Source organism: Cupriavidus sp. PB-02, from assembly GCF_058252315.1.
On record NZ_CM177695.1, the window covers coordinates 2,235,498 to 2,257,919 of the forward strand.

The window sequence follows — 22,422 nt, forward strand, 5'->3', positions numbered from 1 at the left end:
CGCCGCGGCCGATTCAAGGAGACATGATGAAGACAGTACTGGTGCTCAACGGGCCCAACCTCAACCTGCTCGGCACCCGCGAGCCAGCAGTCTATGGCAGTGAAACGCTGGCCGATGTGGAGCGCATCTGCCAGGAAGCCGCGCAGCGGCTAGGGCTGGAGGCGCAATGCCGGCAGACCAACCATGAAGGCCAGCTGATCGACTGGATCCACGAAGCGGGGCGGCTGTGCGCGCAAGGGGAAATGATCGGCGTGGTGCTGAATGCGGGAGCGCTGACGCATACGTCGGTTGCGCTGCATGATGCGATCAAGGGCGCGGCGGTGCCGGTGGTGGAGTACCACATCTCCAATATCCACGCACGCGAGGCGTTCCGGCACCATTCATGGATTTCGCCGGTGGCGCGGGCGGTGATGGCGGGGCTGGGGGTGAAGGGGTATGGGTTGGCGGTCGAGGCGCTGGTGCAGGTGACGGCTGTCGCTTCTGCATAAGCCCACCCGTTTGCGCATACATGCCAGAGGGAAAGGTTTGCGCATTGCGATACGCTGACAAATCCTGCAAGCGGGCCCCCTCTCCCGCAGGCGGGAGAGGGGCGCAAACAAGCGGCGCATTGGGCGAAAGCGCCAGATTGCCCGCAGCCCGGCCCGATCAAAACTTATGCCGCACCCCCGCCATCACCCCGATGCGCGACGCATTGCCATAAGTATTCCCACTGTTAGCAAACGTCGGCGAACTGTTCAACGCAATCCACTGCCCCTGCAGGTGGGTGTAGTCCACCTCCACATACACATCGGTGCGCTTGCTGAAGTTGTAGTCGAGCATGCCTGCCGTGGTCAGCCGCTTGCCCCCCTGCCCTGCATGGCGCAGCCAGTCGTACTGCAGCGTGCCGATAAACACCAGCGCGTCGGTGATGTTGAACCGGGTTCCCACATAGCCGACGTTGTTGCGATAGTCCGCCACATCCAGCCGGTTGTTGGTATAGCCGAGGTAGTACTGCGCCCGCGCCGCCTTCCACGTGCCACCCAGGCCCCACACCGTCTGCTTGCTGGCCTGCGCCGCCGGCACCGCACCGAAGAAGGCCGTGGTCACGTTCTGCGTCTGCTGGTACACGGCGCCGATCTCCAGCGGCCCCGACGTGTAGGCCAGCGAGCCGGCAGCGGCCGAGCCGCTCTTGATGCTGCCCGGCACCTCCCCGAAGGTGTAGGCCGCCGCCACCTGCAAGCCGTTGAAGTTCTTGATGTACTTGACGGTGTTGTCATAGCGCAGCCCGGTGTAGTTGCCGCCCTGGTAGCCGACGATGGAGTTGTTGGCAAAGGCCATGGCCTCGTAGGACGACAGCAGCTCGTGCGCCAGCGTGTACTGGCGGCCGATCGCGAGCTTGCCGTAATCGCCGTCGAGCCCGATCACGGCGGTGCGCCCGAACAGCCGCCCGCCCTGCTGGCTGGTGCCGGTGTCGGGCGAGAAGCCCGATTCCAGGATGAACCACGCCTTGTTGCCGCCACCGATATCCTCGGTGCCGCGCATTCCCCAGCGGCTGCCGGTCAGCACGCCATCGGTCATCTGCGTGCGGCCGTGGCCGGCCGCGTCTTCATGGGTGCTGTAGCGGATGGTGGTATCCAGCAGCCCGTAGAGCGTGACGCCACCGGAAGTCTGGGCGAGCGCGGGCAGGCCGCCCGCGCCCAGCGCGAGCAGCGCTATCAGTCGTTTTTGCATCGGAGCTTTGTCTCTGGGTCTGGTTGTTGTGATGCAATGAAAGGCGTCAGGCGACGTCCGGCACCTTGCGCGGGGCGAGGAAGAACAGCCACGTGAGCGCGATGAAGTAGGCGCAGGGGATCATCGTGAACAGCACCGCATAGTTGTTGTGCGTCGCGGTGAGCACGTAGCCGACCAGCTGCGTCATGAACATGCCGCCGATGGCGCCGATCATCCCGCCGAAGCCGAACACCGAGCTGACCACATGCTTGGGCGTGTAGTCCATCACCATGCTCCAGATATTGGCGGTCCAGGCCTGGTGCGCGCCGATGGCAACCGAGATCGCGGCCACGGCCATCCACAGGCTGCTGGCGCCGGCGGCCATCACCACCGAGATGATGCATGCCGCGAAGACCAGCATCGACAGCAGGCGCGCACGCACCGCCGGCATGCCCCGGCTGATCAGCCACGACGACAGCGCGCCGCCGCCCACGCTGCCCACATCGGCCGCCAGGTAGATCACGATCAGCGGAATGCCCATCTGCGTGACGCTGATGCCGAGCTGGTACTGCTGGTTCAGGAACGGCGGCAGCCAGTACAGGTAGAACCAGAACACCGGCGCGGTGATGGCGTAGGCCATGGCGAAGGCCCAGGTGCCGCGCATGCGCAGGATCTGGGAGTAGCGGATGCGGTGCGGCGGCGGTTCGACGTCGCGCGTGACATGGGCCAGTTCGGCAGCGCTGACGGTCGGGTGCTGCTCCGGGTTGTGATAGCGGGCATACCAGAACGCCAGCCACACCGCGCCCAGCAAGGCGATGACGATAAAGGCCGCCTGCCAGCCCCAGGCCTGCAGGATCAGCGGCAGCATGATCGGCGTGAGCATGGCGCCGACATTGGTGCCGGCATTGAAGATCCCGGTGGCGATAGCGCGCTCGCTCGCCGGGAACCAGATGCGCGTGGTCTTGACGCAGGCGGGATAGTTGGCCGCCTCGGACAAGCCGAGGAAGAAGCGGCAGATCATGAAGCCGACCGCGGAGGCCGCGAACGCGTGCGCGCCGCAGGCGATGCTCCACAACAGCACCGCCAGCGCAAAGGCCCGCTTGACGCCGACCATGTCGATAAACCGCCCCTGCAGCGCAAAGCCGATGGCGTAGCCCACCTGGAACCAGAAGTTGATATTGGCGTAGTCCTGCGCGGTCCACGCCATGGCCTTGGCCAGCACCGGCTGCAGCACGCCAAGCGCGGCACGGTCGATATAGTTCAGCGTGGTCGCGAAGAACACCAGCGCCAGCATGCCCCAGCGCACCTTGCCGAAGGCAAAGGCGGCGCGGACCTTGTCGCCGATCGAGTTGCCGGGTGCCGCAGCGGCCGGCAGCTCCTTGTGAGTCGTGGTCATCTTGTCTGTCTCCACCGTTGGATTGGAAATGCTTGCCGGCGTGCCTTTATGGGACGGCATCCGCTCGGCTGTCGGCCAGGGCATGCGCCCTGCCCTCAATACCGGATCTGCGCAACCGTGCGCAGCGCTTCAGGTGTGGCCGTGCCGTAGCCAAAGAACTCCAGGTAGGCCGGGATCATCTCGAACAGCATGTCGGTGCCCACCTGGACCTTGCACCCGCGGGCCAGCGCGGCTTCGAGGAAAGGCGTGTATTCGTGCTTCATCACGACCTCGCCGACCATGGCACCGGGGGCAATGCGCGTGACGTCGAACGGCAGCGGGTCGCCCGCATGCATGCCCAGCGGGGTCGCGTTGACCACCACGTCGAAGCCTTGCGGATCGTCCGAGCCGGTGGTCACGCGCAGCGCCGGGTAATGCTCGGCCAGGCGGCGGGCCAGTGCACGCGCGGCGCCCTCGCGGGCATCGAACAGCGCCAGCTCGGCCACGCCGGCTTGCGCCAGCGACGCGGCGATCGCGCTGCCCACGCCGCCGCTGCCCGACACAATGGCGCGCGCGCCTTCCAGCTTGCAGCCCTTGCGCGCGATGCCGCGCACAAAGCCGGCGCCGTCGAACTGGTCGCCGACCAGCGTGCCGTCGTCGCGCCGCAGCACGGCGTTGCAGGCACCGGCGATGCGGGCGGCCGGCGTGAGCTCGTCCACCAGCTCCAGCGTGGCGACCTTGTGCGGCATGGTCACGAGCGCGCCGCGGATATTGGTCAGGCGGAACAGGGAACGGAACACGTCGGCGTAGTCGTCGGGCTTGACGCCCATCGGCACTACCACCGCGTCGATGCCCTGCTGCGCGAACCAGGGGTTGTAGATCATGGGCGCCTTGAACGACTCCGTGGGATAGCCAAGGTGTGGGATGAGCGTGGTCTTGCCGTTGATCATGGTGTTTGTGAGTTCGGGGCACGGGCCTTGGGGCCAGGCCGGGGCGTGTTTCGTTGACCGGAGATTAGTGGTCGTCCACGCCTCCGCCAAGCGTCCCTTACGCCATATTGCGCGATCAGTGAACGTACATGCGCGATCAAGGCGCGCAGTTCGGGTTTCTACGAGGTGCCCCCCCGCGCCGTCCGGACTCGGCCCGGCGGTGGTGCGTTGCTATGATCCGATCGTCGCCGCAATGGCCCGGCACTGCCCCCTCGCCACCCCCACAGGAGCAACGACAATGAGCGCCGCAGACGTCTCTTCCCCGCGCGCCGACGAATCCCAGGCCTGGGACAACCCGCTCGGGATCCAGGGCTACGAGTTCATCGAATTTGCCTCGCCCGACCCGGCCGCGCTGGGCCGCACCCTTGAACGCTTCGGCTTCGCCGCCATTGCCCGCCACCGCCACAAGGCCGTGAAGCTGTACCGGCAGGGCGAGATGAATTTCATCGTCGATGCCGAGCCGGATTCGTTCGCGACGCGCTATGCCAGCGAGTACGGCCTGTCGATCTGCGCCATCGGCATCCGCGTGCACGACGCCGCAGCCGCCTTTGCCCGCGCACTGGAAGCCGGCGCCTGGCCGTTCGAGGGCGGCACGGTGGGACCGATGGAGCTCAATATCCCCGCGATCCAGGGCATCGGCCAGTCGGTCCTCTATTTCATCGACCGCTGGCGCGGCAAGGAAGGCCGGCCGGGCGACGTGGGCGATATCTCGATCTACGACGTCGATTTCCGCCCGCTGGCGCAGGCCACCGATGCGCCCGATGCGGGACTCATGCGCGTCGACCACCTGACCCAGGCGGTCGAGCCCGGCCATCTGGAGGAATGGCTGGAGTTCTACCGCAAGGTGCTGGGCTTCCGCGAGATCGTGGTCGCCAGCGAGGCCCACGCGCTGGTGTCGCCGTGCGGGCGCATCCGGATTCCGCTGTACGAGAAAGGCACGCCGCGCCATGACCAGATGCGTCATTACCTGTCGGACCAGCATGGCGAAGGCATCCAGCACATTGCGCTGGCCAGCACCGACATACTCGCCAGCGCCGCGGCACTGGCGGGCAACGGCGTGCGGTTCGTGCAGCCGCCGGCGGCCTACTACGATTCCGTCGACACGCGCCTGCCCGGTCATGGCCTCGACCTGGCCGCACTGCAGCGCTACGGCATCCTCGCCGACGGCGCCGTGCGCGCAGATGGCACGCTGGACCGCTTCCAGCAGGCGTTCGTGAAGCGCGAGGCGGGCGAGTTCTTTTTCGAGATCGTCCAGCGCGACGGCCATCATGGCTTTGGCGAGGGCAACCTGCCGGTGCTGGAAGCGCTGTCGGGGCGCTGACAAGGGACGCTGACACGGACCTGATAACCAAAGAGCATTTTGTTCGTTCGCCGCCGCGCGCGCGGCACATAACATCCTGGCTTGCCCGTCACCGACCGCAAGCCAACATGCACCGCAGAGACTTCCTCGCCACCACTGCCCTTCTCTCCATCGGACTGCCGCTGTCCGCCGAAGCCTTTGCGCAAGCCGCCGCTGAATCGCCCGTTCGCGGCGGCGTGCTGAACGTGGCGGTCTCGCCCGAGCCGACACTGCTGACCTCGGCCTTCATCACCACCATGAACATCGGCCAGGTCTCCAGCAAGGTGCTGGAAGGGCTGGTCAGCTACGACCTGAACCTGCAACCCGTGCCGGCGCTGGCGACCTCATGGAACACTACGCCGGACGGCCTGACCACGACCTTCCACCTGCGCAAGGGCGTGCGCTGGCATGACGGCAAGGACTTCACCGCGGCGGACGTCAAATACACGCTGCTGGAAGTCTGGAAGAAGCTGCACCCGTTCGGCCGCGCCGCGTTTGCCAACGTGACCGCGGTCGATACGCCCGATCCGCATACCGTTGTGATCCGGCTGTCGTCACCGGCGCCCTACCTGCTCAACTACATCAACACCTACGGCGCACAGGTCCTGCCGCGGCACGTCTACGAAGGCAAGGACGTGCTCAGCAACCCCGCGAACAACGCGCCCATCGGCACCGGGCCGTTCGTGTTCAGGGAGTGGGTCAAGGGCAGCCATGTGCGGCTGGAGCGCAATCCCAACTACTGGCAGAAGGACCAGCCCTACCTGGATGGCGTGGTGTTCCGCTTCATCCCCGACGCCGCGGCACGCACGGTGGCGCTGGAGGCCGGCGAGATCGACGTGGCGCTGGGCTCCAGCATCCCGCTGTCCAACCTGAACCGCTTCCGCGACAAGCAGCGCTACGCGATCAACCTGGACGACGGCCGCTACCTGGCGACCATCTTCCTGACGCAGTTCAACGTGCGCAAGCCGTACTTCGGCGACAAGCGCGTCCGACAGGCGCTGGCGTATGCGATCGACCGCAACGCGCTGCTGAAGGTGGTGTTCCTTGGCTACGGCAAGCCGGCCACCGGGCCGGTGCCGTCGTCGGTGGTCAACTACTACTCGCCCGATACGCGCCAGTACCCGTACGACCTGAAGAAGGCCGCCGCGCTGCTGGACGAAGCGGGACTGAAGCCGGGCAAGGACGGCAAGCGCCTGAAGATCACGCTCGACTACGACGGCGGCGGCGGCGTCAACGCGAGCCGGCCGGCGGAGTTCATCAAGCAGTCGCTGGCGCGCGTGGGCGTGGAGGTGGAACTGCGCGCGGGCGATACCGCCACCTACCTGCGCCGCGTCTTCACCGAGCAGGACTACGACCTGATGATTTCCAGCCTGCACCGGCTGCCCGATCCCACGCTGGGCGTGCAGCGGCTGTTCTGGACCAAGAACATCATCAAGGGCGCGCCGTGGACCAACGGCTCGGGCTACTCCAACCCGCAGCTGGACCAGATCATGGAAGCCGCGGGCCGGGAAGCCGACGTGGCCAAACGCAAGGCGCTGATCAAGTCCTGGCAGCAGATCGTGCAGGAGGACGTGCCGGTGCTGGACCTGGTCGAGCAGACCTGGGTAACGGTGTCGACCGCGCGCTTCCGCAAGCGCACCGCGCAGGGCGACGGGCTCTTTGCCTCGTACGCGGATGCCTGGCTGCAGCCGCGGGCCTGAGGCCATGCGCGCGTCGTTCCTCCGCTTCCTGCGCCAGCGGCTGCTGCAGGTGGTGCCGGTCGTGCTCGGCATCGCCCTGCTCAACTTCCTGATCCTGCAGCTCGCCCCCGGCGATGTGGTGGATGTGCTGGCGGGCGAGGCCGGGGCGGCCACCCCGGAGTACATGGCGCACCTGCGCGCCAGCTTCGGCCTGGACCAGCCGCTGTGGCTGCAACTGCTGCACTACCTGGGCAATGTGCTGACGCTGGACCTTGGCTATTCGTTCCGGCAGAACATGCCGGTGTTCGAGCTGATCGTGAAGCGGTTGCCGGCCACGCTGCTGTTGATGCTGCTGGCGATGGGGATTGCGCTGGGGCTGGGCGTGGTGCTGGGCGTGATCAGCGCGGTGCGGGTACAGCGCTGGCCGGATCGGGTGATCTCGCTGGCGGCGCTGGTGGCCTACGCGATGCCCACGTTCTGGCTGGGGCTGATGGCGGTGGTGCTGTTCTCCGCGCGCCTCGGCTGGCTGCCGTCCGGCGGCATGACCGATGTGGGCGCCGGGCACACGGGGCTGGCGCTGGTGCTCGATGTCGCTCGCCATGCGGTGCTGCCCGCCTGCACGCTGGCCACCTTCTACCTGGCGGTCTATACGCGGCTGGTGCGCACGGCGATGCTGGAGCTGGATGGCGCCGACTTCGTGCGCACCGCGCGCGCCAAGGGCGCCGGCGAAATCCGCGTGACGCTCGCGCATGCGCTGCGCAACGCGCTGCTGCCGCTGGTGACGATGGCGGGCTACCAGGTGGCGTCGCTGCTCAGCGGCGCGGTGCTGGTGGAGTCGGTGTTCAGCTGGCCCGGCCTCGGGCGGCTGGCGTTCGAGTCCGTGCTGGCGCGCGACTTCAACCTGCTGCTGGGCATCCTGTTGCTGAGCTCGTTGCTGGTGACCTGCGTCAATATCCTCGTGGACTTGCTCTATGCGCTGCTCGATCCGCGCGTCGCGGTCGGGCAGGCGGGAGGGCGGGCATGAGCACACTGACGCTGCCCGCACTGGCGCGCCTGCGTGCCGGATGGCAGCGCGGCCGCGCGCTGGCGCAAGGCCTGCTGCGCAATCCGCCTGCGCTGGCCGGTGCGATCCTGCTGCTCGCCGTGATCGTAGCCGCCGCGCTCGGACCCGTGCTGTTCCCGGGCGATCCCTGGGAGATGGCCGGCCCGCCAATGCTGTGGCCGGGCGACGACCCCGCCCATCCGCTCGGTACTGACTTCATGGGCCGCGACCTCGCCACCGGCCTGGCGGCCGGCGCGCGCGTGTCGCTGCTGATCGGGCTGGTCAGCACGGCACTGTCCGCCACGCTGGGCATTGCGGTGGGCGCGATCGGCGGCTACTTCCGCGGCCGCATCGACACCACGCTGATGCGGCTGACCGAGCTGTTCCAGACCGTGCCCAAGTTCGTGCTGGCGGTGGTGCTGGTGGCGATCTTCAAGCCGTCGGTGACCACGGTGGTGATGGCGATCGGCGTGGTCTCGTGGCCCGCCACCGCGCGCCTGGTGCGCGCCGAGTTCCTGACGCTGCGCGAGCGCGAGTTCGTGCTGGCCGCCGAGACCATCGGCATGGGCCATGTGCGCCTGATCCTGACGCAGATCCTGCCCAACGCGCTGCCGCCGGTCATCGCCATGTCGACGCTGACGGTCGCCACCGCGATCCAGACCGAGGCCTCGCTGTCGTTCCTCGGCCTGGGCGATCCCAATGTGATGAGCTGGGGCACGATCATCGGCAGCGGCCGTGAGCAAGTGGTCGATGCCTGGTACATCTGCGGCCTGCCCGGGCTGGCGATCGTGGTGACGGTGCTGGCCTTCAACCTGCTGGGCGAAGGCCTGAACGACGCGCTCAACCCGCATCTCCGGCAACGATAGGGAATACAGGATGCCATTGCTCGATCTTCGACAGCTGCGCACCGCGTTCGACACGCGCGCCGGCACCGTCACCGCAGTAGACGGCGTATCGCTGTCGCTGGACCGCGGCGAAACGCTGGCGCTGGTCGGCGAAAGCGGCAGCGGCAAGTCCGTCACCGCCTGCTCGCTGCTGGGCCTGCTGCCGCGCCGCGGCGCGCGCGTGACCGGCGGCCAGGCGTGGTTCGACGGCACCGACCTGCTGGCGCTCGACCACAAGGCCATGCGCGCGATCCGCGGCAACCGCATCGCGATGATCTTCCAGGAGCCGATGTCGGCGCTGAACCCGGTGATGCGCATCGGCGACCAGATCGCCGAGGCCATCCGCCTGCACCGCAAGGTGAGCCACGCGCAGGCCTGGGCGCGCGTGCTGGCGCTGCTCGAACAGGTGCGCATGCCCTCGCCCGCCGCGCGTGCGCGCGACTATCCGCACCAGATGTCGGGCGGCATGCGCCAGCGCGCCATGATCGCGCTGGCGCTGGCGTGCGAGCCCGACCTGCTGATCGCCGACGAACCCACCACCGCACTGGACGTCACCACGCAGGCGCAGATCCTGGCGCTGCTCAGGCGCCTGCAGAACGAGACCGGCATGGCAATGCTGCTGATCACGCATGACCTTGGCGTGGTGGCGGAGACCGCCGACCGGGCGGCCGTGATGTACGCGGGGCGCATTGTCGAACAGGGGCCGGTGGACGCGCTGCTGGCCGCTCCCGCCCATCCCTATACGGCCGGCCTGCTGGCGTCGCTGGCCATCGAGACGTTGCCGCCGGGCGCGCGCCTGCCGGAGATTCCCGGCACGGTGCCACCGCTGTCGGCGATGCCGCCCGGCTGTGCCTTCGCGCCGCGCTGCGCGGTTGCGCAAGCGGGCTGCAGCCGGCAGGTGCCGGCACTGCAGGCCAGCGGAACGCGGCAGGTCGCCTGCCACGCGCCGCTGGCGCAGCCTGAACGCCCCGCGCAAGCGGCATGGGAGATCGCCGCATGAGTACGCCGCTGCTGGCGCTGCACGACGTCAGCCGCCACTATCGCACCCAGGCCGGCACCGTACGCGCGCTCGACGGCGTATCGCTGGCCGTGCAGCGCGGCGAGACCCTTGGGCTGGTCGGCGAGAGCGGCTGCGGCAAGTCCACCGTGGCGCGCATCGCCATGCGCCTGACGGCGCCGGATGCGGGGCGCGTGGTGCTCGATGGCGAGGACATCACCCACCGCCGCGGACATGCGCTGCATCCCGTGCGAGCGCGGCTGCAGATGGTGTTCCAGGATCCGGCCGCCTCGCTGAATCCGCGCGTAGTCATCGGCCGCGCGCTGGAAGAGCCGCTGGTCGTGCATCGCCGTGGCAATGCCACCGAGCGCCGCGAACGCGTGGCGTGGGCAATGTCGCGCGTCGGCCTGCGGCCAGAGTTCGCTGCGCGCTTGCCGCACGAGCTGTCCGGCGGCCAGCGGCAGCGCGTGGCGATTGCACGCGCGCTGATGCTGCAGCCGGACCTGATCGTCTGCGACGAAGCGGTGTCGGCGCTGGACGTATCGATCCGCGCGCAGGTGCTGAACCTGTTGCTGGAGTTGCGCCAGGCGTTCGGCATGGCCTACCTGTTCATCTCGCATGACCTGTCCGTGGTGCGACATATGTCGGACCGCATCGCGGTGATGTATCTGGGGCAGGTGGTAGAGATCGGCGAGCGTGACGCCGTGTGGAACGCGCCTGCCCATCCCTACACCCGCGCGCTCATCGCCGCGGCGCCGTCGGCCGATCCGGCCGCTCGCGCCAGGCCGCGCGCGCTGCTGGAGGGCGACCTGCCGAGTCCGCTCGACCCGCCCACGGGGTGCCGCTTCCATACGCGTTGCCCGTATGCCGCGCCGCGTTGCCGCGAGGCCGCGCCCGAACTGCGCGAAGGCAGCCCTGGGCACTGGGTCGCCTGCCATTTTTCCTGAAGGCCTGACGGCCCTGCGCTTCCTCTCTCCGCCTGCGGCCTGAGCCGCGGCGGCCCTGCCTCCCGACTTCCCGCCTTGGCCGGCGCCGGTACACACCGGCCAGCGCTGCGCTGTCTCGCCCTCGTTCCCGCCGCAATTTGTCGAAAGCCGCGGAGGCGTTAGCGACTTATACGCCACCCTGTAGACAGTTTTGTCTCGATTTTTTGTCTAATTCATTCCGTAAACCAAAACTTTCTATTGACCTCGGCCAGTCTTGCGCCTACATTCCTCCCAACAAACAATTTTTCGGAACGTTTAGTTCCACTTTATAACACCCTCATCAGGAGACAACGCCATGCGCGACCTCGATACCACCTCGAATCCCGCCGTTTCCGGTGGCTCGGCCGCCGCGAAGGAGAGCCAGGTTCCGGCTGGCCCGCAGACCATGACCCCGTCCGAAGCCTTCGTCGAAACGATGGCCGCCAACGGCGTGACCGACATGTTCGGCATCATGGGCTCGGCCTTCATGGATGCGATGGACATCTTCGCGCCGGCCGGCATCCGCCTGATCCCGGTGGTGCACGAGCAGGGCGCCGGCCATATGGCCGACGGTTACGCCCGCGTGTCGGGCCGCCACGGCGTGGTGATCGGCCAGAACGGCCCGGGCATCTCCAACTGCGTGACCTCGATCGCCGCCGCCTACTGGGCCCACAGCCCGGTGGTGATCGTCACGCCCGAGGCCGGCACCATGGGCATCGGCCTGGGCGGCTTCCAGGAGGCCAACCAGCTGCCGATGTTCCAGGAGTTCACCAAGTACCAGGGCCACGTCACCAACCCGGCGCGCATGGCCGAGTACACCGCGCGCTGCTTCGACCGCGCCATGTCGGAAATGGGCCCGACGCAGCTGAACATTCCGCGCGACCACTTCTACGGCAAGATCACCGCCGAGATCCCGCAACCGCGCCGCCTCGACCGCGGCCCCGGCGGCGATGACAGCCTGAATGAAGCCGCCGAGCTGCTGGCCAACGCCAGGTTCCCGGTGATCATCTCGGGCGGCGGCGTGGTGATGGCCGATGCGATCGAGGAATGCAAGGCACTGGCCGAGCGCCTGGGCGCGCCGGTCGTCAACAGCTACCTGCACAACGACTCGTTCCCCGCCAGCCACCCGCTGTGGTGCGGCCCGCTGGGCTACCAGGGCTCGAAGGCAGCGATGAAGCTGATCTCGCGCGCCGACGTGGTGATCGCGCTGGGCTCGCGCCTGGGGCCGTTCGGCACGCTGCCGCAGCACGGCATGGACTACTGGCCCAAGACCGCCAAGATCGTCCAGATCGACGCCGACCACAAGATGCTGGGCCTGGTGAAGAAGATCTCGGTGGGCATCTGTGGCGACGCCAAGGCCGCCGCGGTCGCGCTGACCCAGCGCCTGGCCGGCCGCACGCTGGCCTGCGACGCCACCCGCGACGCCCGCGCCACCGACATCGCCAACGAGAAGGCCGCGTGGGAGAAGGAGCTGGACGACTGGACGCATGAGCGCGACGCGTACAGCCTGGACATGATCGAAGAGCAGAAGAACGAACGCACGCCCACCGGCGGCCACTACCTGCATCCGCGCCAGGTGCTGCGCGAGCTGGAAAAGGCCATGCCGGAAGACGTGATGGTGTCGACCGACATCGGCAACATCAACTCGGTGGCCAACAGCTACCTGCGCTTCGAGAAACCGCGCAGCTTCTTTGCGGCGATGAGCTGGGGCAACTGCGGCTACGCCTTCCCGACCATCATCGGCGCCAAGGTCGCGGCACCGCACCGCCCGGCCGTGTCGTACGCCGGTGACGGCGCCTGGGGCATGAGCCTGATGGAAACCATGACCTGCGTGCGCCATAACATCCCGGTGACCGCGGTGGTGTTCCACAACCGCCAGTGGGGCGCGGAGAAGAAGAACCAGGTGGACTTCTACAATCGCCGCTTTGTGGCGGGCGAGCTGGACAACCAGAGCTTTGCCGACATCGCCAAGGCGATGGGTGCGGAAGGCATCGTGGTCGATCGGCTGGAAGACGTGGGCCCGGCGCTGAAGCGTGCGATCGATCTGCAGATGAATCATGGCAAGACCACGATCATCGAGATCATGTGCACGCGTGAGCTGGGGGATCCGTTCCGCCGCGATGCATTGGCTAAGCCGGTGCGTTACCTGGACAAGTACAAGGACTACGTCTGATCAGGCTGTTGCATCTCGCTAGCTGACTGTGTGCCCCCTCTCCCGCTTGCGGGAGAGGGGAGCAAACCACCGGCATAGCAAGGGCTTCGGCCCTTTCTTCATTTCTGAGAGAAAACCATGAAACCCATCCTCCGCATCATCGACCGCGCCCGCGCCGCCCCCCGCCGCATCGTGCTGTGCGAGGCCGAAGACCCGCGCATCCTGCAAGCCGCGCAACGCGCCACGCAGGAAGGCATCGCCCACATCGTGCTGGTCGGCAACGCCCGCCAGATCAACGCCGCCGCGGCCATCCACGGCATCGCGCTGGACGGCATGACGCTGGTCGATCCCGCCACCTCCGCGCTGACGCCTTCCTTCGCGCAGCAGCTCTATGCATTGCGGCAGAAGAAGGGCATGACGCTCGACGAAGCCAAACGCGCGGTGCTCGACCCGCTGTGCTTCGCCAACCTGATGGTGCGCCTCGGCCACGCCGATGGCTCGGTGGCAGGCGCCGACCACACCACCGCCGACGTGGTGCGAAACGCGATCCAGCTGATCGGGCTGGCCCCGGGTTTCCGGCTGGTGTCGAGCTTTTTCCTGATGATGCTGTGCGAGCCCTTCCATACGCTCAAGGGCGGGCTGATCTTCTCTGATTGCGGGCTGGTGGTGGACCCTGACGCGGACGCGCTGGGCGATATCGCCATGGCCGCCGCCGACAGCGCCCGCGCGCTGCTGATGGACGAGCCACGCGTGGCGATGCTGTCGTTCTCGACCAGCGGCAGCGCCCACCACGCCGCCGTGGACAAGGTGGTGGCCGCGACCGAGCGCGTGCGCGCGCAGCGCCCCGGCCTCGCCATCGACGGCGACGTGCAGCTCGATGCCGCCATCGTCGCCGAGATCGCCGCGCGCAAGGTCGCGCATTCGCAGGTCAACGGCCGCGCCAATGTGTTGGTGTTCCCCAACCTCGAAGCCGGCAATATCGGCTACAAGCTGGCCGAGCGCGTCGGCGGCGCCAAGGCCATCGGCCCGATGCTGCAGGGCCTGAACAAGCCGGCCAACGACCTGTCGCGCGGCTGCAGCGCCGACGATGTGTTCCATGTCATCGCCGTCACCGTGGTCCAGGCGCAAGCCACCGCGGAACAGGCCAGCAAGGGCGAGCAGGCGGCCGCATGAAAGCAGAATTGTTGTTGCCGCTGCTGGGCCTGCAGGCCCTGCTCGGCGCCGGCACCTATTTCCAGACGGTGACCGGCTTTGGCCTGGGCATGATCGTGATGGGCGCCACCAGCGGGCTGGGCCTGGCGCCGGTGGCGACCGTGGCCGCGGTGGTGAGCCTGGTCACGCTGGCCAACAGCGCCTGCGCGCTGCCCGGCAAGTTCCAGCATATCGACTGGCGCGCCGTGGGCGCCGCCGCCATCGGCATCCTGCCGTCGGTGCTGGTCGGCGTGCTGGTGCTGGAGTACCTGAGTTCCAGCGCCGCCACGCTGCTGCAACTGCTGCTCGGCGCGGTGATCCTGTACGGCGGCCTGAGCGCCGCGTTCAAGCCCGACCCGCTGCCGCGCCGCTCGGGCGACGGCAGCTTCTTCATGAGCGGGGTCTTCGGCGGGCTGCTGAGCGGCATGTTCGGCGTGTCCGGGCCGCCGCTGATCTTCCAGTTCTACCGGCAGCCGATGAAGCCGGTAGAAATCCGCTGCGCGCTGATCCTGGTCTTTACCGTGACTTCCACCGTGCGCACGCTGTTCTCGGCGTGGCAGGGGCAACTGGATGCCACGATCTGGCTGCAGGCCGCGGTCGGGGTGCCGGTGGTGGTGATCGCCACGCTGCTGGGGCGGCGTTTTCCGCCGCCGTTTTCGCCGACCACGACGCGGCGGGTGGCGTTCGGGGTGTTGATCGGGATCGGGGTCAGCCTGATGTTGCCGGCGATTTCGGGCTGGGTGCGGTAAGGGCGCCGGGGTGCGCCCTTAATCCGCCACGCCCTGCAACGCCTCCTCAGGCGACCGTCCCCGCCGGCCGCGCCAGCGGTGCGGCTTCTTCCTGGTCCCCGCCGCCGCCGGCCTGCCCCAGATCCATGCCGGTGGTCTCTGGCAGCAGCACCGCGGCGACCACGACCATCGCGTAGCCGACTCCCGCCACGATGGCGATCGCGATCGGCAACGAGGTGTGCCCCGTGCTCAGCCACCCCACCGACAGCGGGAACAGCGAGCCGATCACCCGCCCGGCGTTATACGACACGCCATACCCCGTCGCCCGTATATCGTTGGGATAAGACTCGGAGATGGTCGCGCCGATGCCCGCGAACACGCCCTGCATCAGGATGCCGAGCGGAAAGCCAAGGAACAGCATCGACGTATTCGACACCGGGATCACCATATAGACCAGCGCTGCCAGGAACGCCCCGGCCGCGAAGGCGATGTAGGTCAGGCGCCGGCCCCAGCGGTCGGTAGCGTAGGCGCCCGCCACGTAGCCGATCAATGAGCCGATGATGGTAACCGCCAGGTAAGAGCTGGTACCGAACACCGACAGGCCGCGCTCGGTCTTGAGGAAGGTAGGCAACCACGTGGCGATGGCGTAATACGCACCCAGCATCCCGCCGGAGAGCAGGCTGCACAGCAAGGTCTTGGACAGCAGCGGCCCGCGGAACAGCCGGCCGAGGCCCGCCAGTGCCGTCCCCTGCCTGCCCGCGGCCCGGGTCTTCAGGAAGATTTCCGGCTCTTCCAGGTTGCGGCGCAGGTAGACCACCACCAGCGCCGGCAGGATGCCGAGGAAGAAGCAGACTCGCCACGCCGTCTCGGCCGGCAGCACGCTGAAGGCGATCGCATACACGATGGCCGCCGCACCCCAGCCGAAGGAGTAGCTGCTGGCGGTAAAGCCCGAGTATTTGCCGCGATGGGCCGGGTTGCGGATCATCTCCGTCACCAGCACCATGCACAGCGACGACTCGCCGCCGAATCCCAGGCCCTGGATCATGCGGAACAGCATCAGCTGCTCCGGTGACTGCGCCAGTCCGCACAGGAAGCAGGCCCCCGCGAACACCACGATGGTCCAGCGCAGCACCCGCACGCGCCCGTAGCGGTCGGCCAGGATGCCGGCGCCGATCGCACCCACCAGCGACGACACCAGCGTCCAGGTGACGATGGCGCCCGCCGTCGACTTGCTCATGCCCCACTGCCCCAGCAGCGTGGAGATGAGGAATGAATAGATCATGAAGTCGAAGACATCGACCGCATGCCCCAGGAACGCGCCATAAAAGCCCTTGCGCTCCATGCGCGACAAATCACGGAACCAGTCGAACATGATCCCTCCCTGTGGTGTGTGTGGTGTGGTGGCTCAGTTGTTGTAGTCCGCCGGCAAGACAGACGGCCGCGGCGGGGGCCGGAACGCGTAGCCCGCGTCTTCCAGCAGGCTGGCAAAACGCAGGGCGGTGAGATCCTGGTAGCGGCCGGCAACGATCTGCACGCCGACCGGGAGGCCGCTAGTGCCGGGGCCGATCGGCGCGACCGCCGAAGGCAGCCCGCACAGCCCGGAATGGCCAGCCCAGAACAATTGCGTGGTCATCGGCTGCGCGCAGCCGTTGACGGTGACGGGGCGTTGCCAGGGCTCGCCCTCCTCGTTCAGCGCGAAGGCGGTGGTGGCCGCGGCGGGGCACAGCAGCACGTCATAGGCCGAGAAGAAGCGACGCCAGGCCGCGGCAAAGCGCTCGCGGGCGGCTTGCAGGCGCAGCCAGTCGCGGTGGCTCAGCGTCGCGCCGGTGTACTGGAGGGTGGCATAGGAATGGTCGTCCGCGGCGGCGGCGGCGCTGTGGGCCAGCGCATCGGCATAAGCGGCTTCGTCCATGTGCACCGCGGTGGTGGCCCGCAGCAGGGTCACGTAGACGTACCACAGTTCGGCGGCGTCGAAGTCCGGCCGCACGTGCAAGTCCACGCGGGCGCCCTGCCCGGCCAGCCAGTGGCCGAGCTGTTCGATCTGCGCGGCGACCTCGCCGTCGGCTTCGGCCTGCGGATGGGTGGGCAGCACGGCGACGCGGAAGTCAGCCAGCCGGCGGTGCGGGCAAACTGGCAGGTCGAAGCGGTACGCAAGCGCATCGTCGCCGTCGGGGCCGGCGATGGCGCGCAGCACCGGTTCGAGGTCGCGCGCGCTGCGTGCAAGCGGGCCGGCTACGTTGATGTCCTGTTCGCCGAAGCGGGCCGGACCGGTGCCGTGGCCGGCCAGCGGCACCAGTCCATGGCTGGGCTTGAGCGCGAAGATGCCGCAGTAATGGGCCGGATTGCGCAGCGAGGAGCCGATATCGGATCCGACATCGAAATACGACAGGCCGGCACACACCGCCGCCGCGCTGCCGCCGGACGAGCCGCCCGGCGTGCGCGACGGATCGTGCGGATTGCGGGTGGTGCCGTAGATGGCGTTGTAGCTCTGCCAGTCGCGCAGGCCAAGCGGGACGTTGGTCTTGCCGAGCAGCACGGCGCCGGCCTCGCGCAGGCGCTGCACCACTACGGCGTCGCGCTGGGCCGCGCGGGCGTGCAAGGCCGGATTGCCGCAAGTGGTCGGCCAGCCGGCGACGTCAAACGATTCCTTGACCGAGAACGGCACACCATCGAGCACGCCGCGCGACTGCCCCGCCCTGCGGCGCCGGTCGCTTTCCAGCGCGGCGGCGCGGGTGGCACCAAAGTCCGACAGCACCAGCGCATTGATGACGCCGTGCCAGTCGCGCCAGGCCGCCTCGCAGGCGTCCACCAGTTCCACCGAAGAGACCTGGCCGGCAGCGAGCTGCTGTGCCACCTCCCATAGCGGCGGAAAACCGCCGGCACTCCGGTCAGGCAGGTTCACGTTGATTCCTTGTCGTTATCCGCGCCAGCAATGGGACGCGGTGGGGGCGTATAGGACAGGCTTCGGGAAGTGCTGCGCTTGCGTTGGTATACTATATTCACTCTCGCGCAGAGAGCAAGACGAATATGGGCGCGCGTGCCGGCGCGCTGGACAGCGCAGCGGTGGAGTGGACAGCTGGGGAGAGCCGTCGGCGGGCAGGCCGCGCGCCGGGAGGCAGCGGCGGCGCGGCGGCGCCGCCGTGTCAATCAGGCTGGATCAGCAATGGCCACGGTTCGGCGTGCGGCCGCCAAGGGCCACGAGGAAGCGGCCGATATCGCGCAGGCGTAGCGGCAGCAGCGGCGTCGCATGGCGGACGGCATCGCGCGCGGCAAAGTGGCGCAACAGTTGCTGGCCGACGGATTGCGAGAGATAGCATTGCTCGGGCGACTGCATGGTAAATCCCTATTGATCTGGAATGCCTACAGTATACCTAAGTTGGTGCAATGCGTCATGACGGCGCATGCAATGCCCAATTGCCGGGCATGCAACGAAAGGGGAAGAGAACCAGGAAAGTACCGACGCGCGCGGTAACGCGGCTGGACATCCGGCACGGCGTACGCCGCACCAAATGGAGAGAGGCCTACTGCAAGAACGTCGGACGGGAGCGGCCAGCGATCAGTTTGCCCGCAAGCCGGGCACGACGCCCTCAGGCCGCCTCTGCCCTGCCCTGCCCGTCCACCGGCAAGTCTGCTGCCTTGGCCGCACTGTAGACATGGCGCGCGGCCAGCAGCGCGGCAAGGTCGGCGTCTCCCGCGATCACGGCCTGCAGGATCTGGGCGTGCTCGTCCCAGTTCTGGCGCGCGCGCACCACGTTGGCCGGTCCGAACAGCACCGCGGTGCGCTCGCGCAGCGAACGCATCATTTCCTGCAGCACGCTGTTGGCCGCGATGGTGCCGAGCACTTCATGGAAGCGGGTATTGAGGGCAAGCAGCTCATCCGCGCGGCCCTGCGCGGCGGCATCCATGCCCTGGCGCAGCACGGTTTCCAGTTCCGCCACCAGCGCCGGGTCGCGGCGCTGCGCGGCGAGCTTGGCGTTCAAGCCTTCCAGCGTGGCGCGCACCTCTACCATCTCGCGCGCGATCACCGGCGACAGGCTGGCCACCGTCGCGCCGCGGCGCGGCTCGATTACCACCAGGCCTTCGCTGGCCAGCGCGCGCAGCGCTTCGCGCACCGGGATGCGCGACACGCCCAGTTCGGCCGACAGCTTGTTTTCCACCAGCCGTTCGCCTGGCGCGTACTTCCCGTTCAGGATGCCTTCGCGCAGCTTGTCGGTGACAAGGGCGAACAGCGGCGAGTGGCTGGCACCGAGGCTCAGCGGCTCGGCGGGCGCGGCAGGAGATGGAGTGAGGGACATGAGTCGGCAAAGGCGTAAGCGGAAAGGCTGGCGTTATTGTATACCAGCCGGTCCCTGTATACCGCCATGTCTTAACAATACTGGAAGGTGAAGCTGTCCGCATAGATGTGATCCGAACTTGCCCCGCGCCTGAGGAAAGCGGCACGGGCGTCACGGATCATGTCAGGCGAGCCGCACAGGTAGATGGCGTGCTCGCTGAGATCGCCGAGATCAGCCAGCGCCGCGTCGTGCACATAGCCGCGCCTGCCCTGCCAGTCGGCGCCGGCGCGGGACAGCACGGGAATGTACTGGAAGTCGTAAAGGCGTTCGCCCCATGTCGGGATATCGGTATGCAGATACAGGTCTTCCGGCTGGCGCATGCCCCAGTAGAGCGACACCGGCGGGCAGTCGGGATCGTCCATCAGCGATTCCAGTATCGCCTTGATCGGCGCCAGCCCGGTGCCGGTGGCCACCATCAGCAGCGGCCGGTAATCCTTGGCGCGGTAGAAGAAGGTGCCGAGCGGCAGCTCTATGTCAATCGCGTCGCCCGCCTTCATTTGCGGCAGGATGCCGTCGGTGAAGGCACCGCCCGGGATGCGCCGCACATGCAGGTCGACCCGTCCGTCGCGCGGCACCGAGGCCATCGAGAAGCTGCGCGCGCGCCCGTCGTCGCTCAGCAGCTTCAGGTACTGGCCGGGGCGATAGTCGAGCGCGCCAGCGTCCGGCACCTCCAGTTCGATATGCAAGACGTCAGCCGACAACGGCCGCACCGCCTGCACTAGCGCCCGATAACGCGCCGGCTCGGCGCACGCCTCGTCCTCGCGCGCCGTGCTGATGACGAGGTCGCCCAGCGGCTGCGCCTGGCAGGCCAGCGCATAGCCGGCAGCGGCCTCATCCGGCGCCAGGCCGAACGGTTCCTCGTCATACCGCACCTGCCCGTCAAGCAGCCGGATGCGGCAGGTGCCGCAGCCACCCAGCTGGCAGTCGTGCGGCAAGGCAATGCTGGCGCGCCCGGCAGCCTGCAGCAGGGTCTCGCCCCGTTCGACAAAAAAGACCTGCTGCGTTTCGGCGATCTGGATGCGGTATGACATGGAACCTCCGCGCGTGTTCGAAATGGTGGCGGGCGGCCGGCGCCCGCCTGGCTTACTTCTTGATGTCGGCCTGCACCAGCACCTTCAGGTCCTGCGGCGCCAGCAGCTCGGCCAGCGCCTGCAGCGCGGCCAGCCCGGCCTGCGTATCCTGCTCGCCGTTGCCGCCGGACAGGCCGATGCCGCCGATCACCTCGTCGTTGACCACGATCGGGAAGCCGCCCACGAACGCGGCGAACTTGCCCTCGAAGCTCCACTGGATGCCGAACGCCTCATTGCCCGGCAGCGCCGGCCCGTTGGGCGGCGTGGTGAACAGGTGTGTGGAGCGCTTGTGCCCCGCGGCCGTGAACGCCTTGTTCCATGCGATCTGCGGCCCGGTGATGCGGGCGCCGTCCATGCGCTCGAGCGCGAGCGGATAGCCGCCCTCGTCGACCACGCAGATCGATTCCAGCACGCCGATTTCCTCCGAGCGCCGGATCGCCGCGGCAACCATGTGGCGCGCTTCGCGCAGTTCCAGCTTGATGGCTTTTTTCATGTCTCTTGACTCCTTGTAACGGCCGGGCTCAGGCGCCCCGATAGACCGTCTTGACCTGCGTATAGAACTCCAGCCCGGTGCGGCCCGACTCGCGGAAGGTCGAGGTGCTTGAGCGCTTCACCCCGCCGAACGGCGCGTTGACCAGATTGCCGGTGGTGGTGCGGTTGACCTTGACCGTGCCCGCCTCGATGTCCGTGGCGAAGTGGTGGATGTAGCGCGGGTTGCTGGTGACGATGGCCGCGGCCAGCCCGTACTCGGTGTCGTTGGCCTTGGCGATGGCGTCGGCGTAGTCGGTGAAGCCCAGGATGGCGATCACCGGCCCGAAGATCTCCTCGCGCGCGATCCGCATCTGCTGGGTCACGTCGGTGAAAACGGTCGGCGCCACGTAGTAGCCCTTGTCAAAGTCGCCGCCGGCGAGGCGCGCGCCGCCGCACAGCAGCGTCGCTTCGGACTTGCCGATATCGATATAGCGCAGCACCGTTTCCAGCTGCTTGTGCGAGGCCAGCGGCCCGAGGTCCATCCCGGCCGTCATGCCGCTGCCGACCTTGAGCGTGGCGACCTTCGCCAGCAACCGCTCGGTGTACGCGGCCTTGACGGACTCGGCCACCAGCACGCGGCTGGTGCCGGTACACGCCTGCCCCGACAGCGAGAAGCCGCCCTTGATGGTCAGATCGACGGCGCGGTCGAGGTCGGCATCTTCCATCACGATCAGCGGATTCTTGCCGCCCAGCTCCATCTGCGTGCGCGTGGTCAGCGGCACGGCGCGGTGGATCTGCTCGCCGGCGCGCGACGAGCCGGTGAACGAGATCGCCCGCACAGCCGGCGCCTCGGTGATGGCCGGGCCGATCTCGGCCGCGCTGCCGGTGATGAAGTTCAGCACGCCCTTGGGCAGGCCGGCCTTGACCAGTGCCTCGGCCAGCCGGTAGCCCGACAGCGGCGCCTCGGACGACGGCTTGAACACCACCGTGTTGCCGGTCACCAGCGCCGGGGCGATCTTGCGCGCCGGGATTGACACCGGGAAATTCCACGGCGCGATCACCGTCACCACGCCCAGCGGCTCGCGCTGGCTGTAGACGAGCTGGTCGGGGTCGTCGTTCGGGTACACCTCGCCGGTGAAGGTCTGCCCTTCCACCGCGTAGAACCGCAGCGTCTGGGCCGAGCGCAGCACCTCGTCGCGAGCCAGTGCCAGCGCCTTGCCTTCCTCGCGGGTCAGCTCGGCGGCAATGCTGTCGGCATTGGCTTCAAGATGATCGGCGGCGCGGTTAAGGATGGCGGCGCGCTTGCCGACCGGAGTTTTCTTCCAGCCGGCGAACGCTGCCGCCGCGGCGGCGACGGCCGCCTGCGCGTCCACCGCGGAAGACGCCTGGAAGCGGCCCACGATATCGGCGGTATCGGCCGGGTTGACATTGTCGAAGGTACGGCCCGACTGGCAGGCCGTCCATTCGCCGTCGATATGGTTGAGGAATACGGTCATCGTCGATCCGGTTGCGCGGCG

20 protein-coding genes are annotated in these 22,422 nt (G+C 67.9%); 10 read left to right on the forward strand and 10 right to left on the reverse strand.

Annotated elements, in window-relative coordinates; translation table 11 throughout:
- The first annotated feature begins 26 nt into the window (after positions 1-26).
- Positions 27-488, forward strand: coding sequence for a type II 3-dehydroquinate dehydratase (aroQ, locus tag AC10V3_RS30915; protein WP_022539196.1), 462 nt, complete (start codon positions 27-29; stop codon positions 486-488).
- Positions 489-645: 157 nt separating this feature from the next.
- Here aroQ and AC10V3_RS30920 read toward each other — a convergent pair whose 3' ends face one another.
- The 3 genes from AC10V3_RS30920 to AC10V3_RS30930 all read right to left on the reverse strand — a co-directional run bounded on the left by AC10V3_RS30920 (position 646) and on the right by AC10V3_RS30930 (position 4,014).
- Entirely contained in the window at positions 646-1,710 is a 1,065-nt protein-coding gene (locus AC10V3_RS30920) for a porin (protein ID WP_022539197.1), read from the reverse strand.
- 46 nt (positions 1,711-1,756) lie between these two features.
- Complete coding sequence (locus AC10V3_RS30925) at positions 1,757-3,085, reverse strand: MFS transporter (RefSeq protein WP_022539198.1); 1,329 nt, start codon at positions 3,083-3,085, stop codon at positions 1,757-1,759.
- A gap of 95 nt (positions 3,086-3,180) precedes the next feature.
- Positions 3,181-4,014: a shikimate dehydrogenase family protein gene (locus AC10V3_RS30930; RefSeq protein WP_022539199.1), complete on the reverse strand. Its 834-nt coding sequence runs from the start codon at positions 4,012-4,014 to the stop codon at positions 3,181-3,183.
- Between the two features lie 277 nt (positions 4,015-4,291).
- Here AC10V3_RS30930 and AC10V3_RS30935 point away from each other — a divergent pair, with 277 nt between their 5' ends.
- From AC10V3_RS30935 to AC10V3_RS30975, 9 genes are all read left to right on the forward strand, one after another.
- Complete coding sequence (locus AC10V3_RS30935) at positions 4,292-5,374, forward strand: 4-hydroxyphenylpyruvate dioxygenase family protein (protein WP_022539200.1); 1,083 nt, start codon at positions 4,292-4,294, stop codon at positions 5,372-5,374.
- A 107-nt stretch (positions 5,375-5,481) separates the two neighbouring features.
- Positions 5,482-7,092, forward strand: a complete 1,611-nt coding sequence (locus AC10V3_RS30940; protein ID WP_490923877.1) for an ABC transporter substrate-binding protein — start codon at positions 5,482-5,484, stop codon at positions 7,090-7,092.
- Positions 7,093-7,096: 4 nt separating this feature from the next.
- Entirely contained in the window at positions 7,097-8,095 is a 999-nt protein-coding gene (locus tag AC10V3_RS30945; protein WP_022539202.1) for an ABC transporter permease, read from the forward strand.
- On the forward strand, positions 8,092-8,979 hold the full coding sequence (locus tag AC10V3_RS30950; RefSeq protein ID WP_022539203.1) for an ABC transporter permease: 888 nt from the start codon (positions 8,092-8,094) through the stop codon (positions 8,977-8,979). Before AC10V3_RS30945 ends, AC10V3_RS30950 begins: the two co-directional genes overlap by 4 nt.
- A gap of 10 nt (positions 8,980-8,989) precedes the next feature.
- Positions 8,990-9,997: an ABC transporter ATP-binding protein gene (locus AC10V3_RS30955; RefSeq protein WP_022539204.1), complete on the forward strand. Its 1,008-nt coding sequence runs from the start codon at positions 8,990-8,992 to the stop codon at positions 9,995-9,997.
- Positions 9,994-10,941, forward strand: a complete 948-nt coding sequence (locus AC10V3_RS30960; RefSeq protein ID WP_022539205.1) for an ABC transporter ATP-binding protein — start codon at positions 9,994-9,996, stop codon at positions 10,939-10,941. The genes AC10V3_RS30955 and AC10V3_RS30960 overlap by 4 nt, the downstream gene beginning before the upstream one ends.
- Positions 10,942-11,365: 424 nt before the next feature.
- Entirely contained in the window at positions 11,366-13,132 is a 1,767-nt protein-coding gene (xsc, locus tag AC10V3_RS30965; protein ID WP_041682176.1) for a sulfoacetaldehyde acetyltransferase, read from the forward strand.
- 117 nt (positions 13,133-13,249) lie between these two features.
- Positions 13,250-14,284 (forward strand): phosphate acetyltransferase, encoded by a 1,035-nt coding sequence (pta, locus tag AC10V3_RS30970; protein WP_022539207.1) that lies wholly within the window; start codon positions 13,250-13,252, stop codon positions 14,282-14,284.
- Positions 14,281-15,051, forward strand: a complete 771-nt coding sequence (locus AC10V3_RS30975) for a sulfite exporter TauE/SafE family protein (RefSeq protein ID WP_022539208.1) — start codon at positions 14,281-14,283, stop codon at positions 15,049-15,051. Before pta ends, AC10V3_RS30975 begins: the two co-directional genes overlap by 4 nt.
- Positions 15,052-15,097: 46 nt before the next feature.
- Here the strand turns inward: AC10V3_RS30975 and AC10V3_RS30980 are convergent, their stop codons facing one another.
- From AC10V3_RS30980 to AC10V3_RS31010, 7 genes are all read right to left on the reverse strand, one after another.
- Complete coding sequence (locus AC10V3_RS30980) at positions 15,098-16,402, reverse strand: MFS transporter (protein ID WP_022539209.1); 1,305 nt, start codon at positions 16,400-16,402, stop codon at positions 15,098-15,100.
- 33 nt (positions 16,403-16,435) lie between these two features.
- Entirely contained in the window at positions 16,436-17,932 is a 1,497-nt protein-coding gene (locus tag AC10V3_RS30985; protein WP_490923878.1) for an amidase, read from the reverse strand.
- Positions 17,933-18,187: 255 nt separating this feature from the next.
- Positions 18,188-18,364 (reverse strand): hypothetical protein, encoded by a 177-nt coding sequence (locus AC10V3_RS30990; RefSeq protein ID WP_022539211.1) that lies wholly within the window; start codon positions 18,362-18,364, stop codon positions 18,188-18,190.
- A 253-nt stretch (positions 18,365-18,617) separates the two neighbouring features.
- Entirely contained in the window at positions 18,618-19,325 is a 708-nt protein-coding gene (locus tag AC10V3_RS30995) for a GntR family transcriptional regulator (protein ID WP_022539212.1), read from the reverse strand.
- 71 nt (positions 19,326-19,396) lie between these two features.
- The gene (locus AC10V3_RS31000; protein ID WP_022539213.1) at positions 19,397-20,395 is read right to left on the reverse strand and encodes a 2Fe-2S iron-sulfur cluster-binding protein; all 999 of its coding nucleotides are present in this window, start codon (positions 20,393-20,395) and stop codon (positions 19,397-19,399) included.
- A 52-nt stretch (positions 20,396-20,447) separates the two neighbouring features.
- The gene (locus AC10V3_RS31005) at positions 20,448-20,927 is read right to left on the reverse strand and encodes a GlcG/HbpS family heme-binding protein (protein WP_013953475.1); all 480 of its coding nucleotides are present in this window, start codon (positions 20,925-20,927) and stop codon (positions 20,448-20,450) included.
- Positions 20,928-20,955: 28 nt separating this feature from the next.
- Entirely contained in the window at positions 20,956-22,401 is a 1,446-nt protein-coding gene (locus AC10V3_RS31010; protein WP_022539214.1) for an aldehyde dehydrogenase family protein, read from the reverse strand.
- Positions 22,402-22,422: the final 21 nt, after the last annotated feature.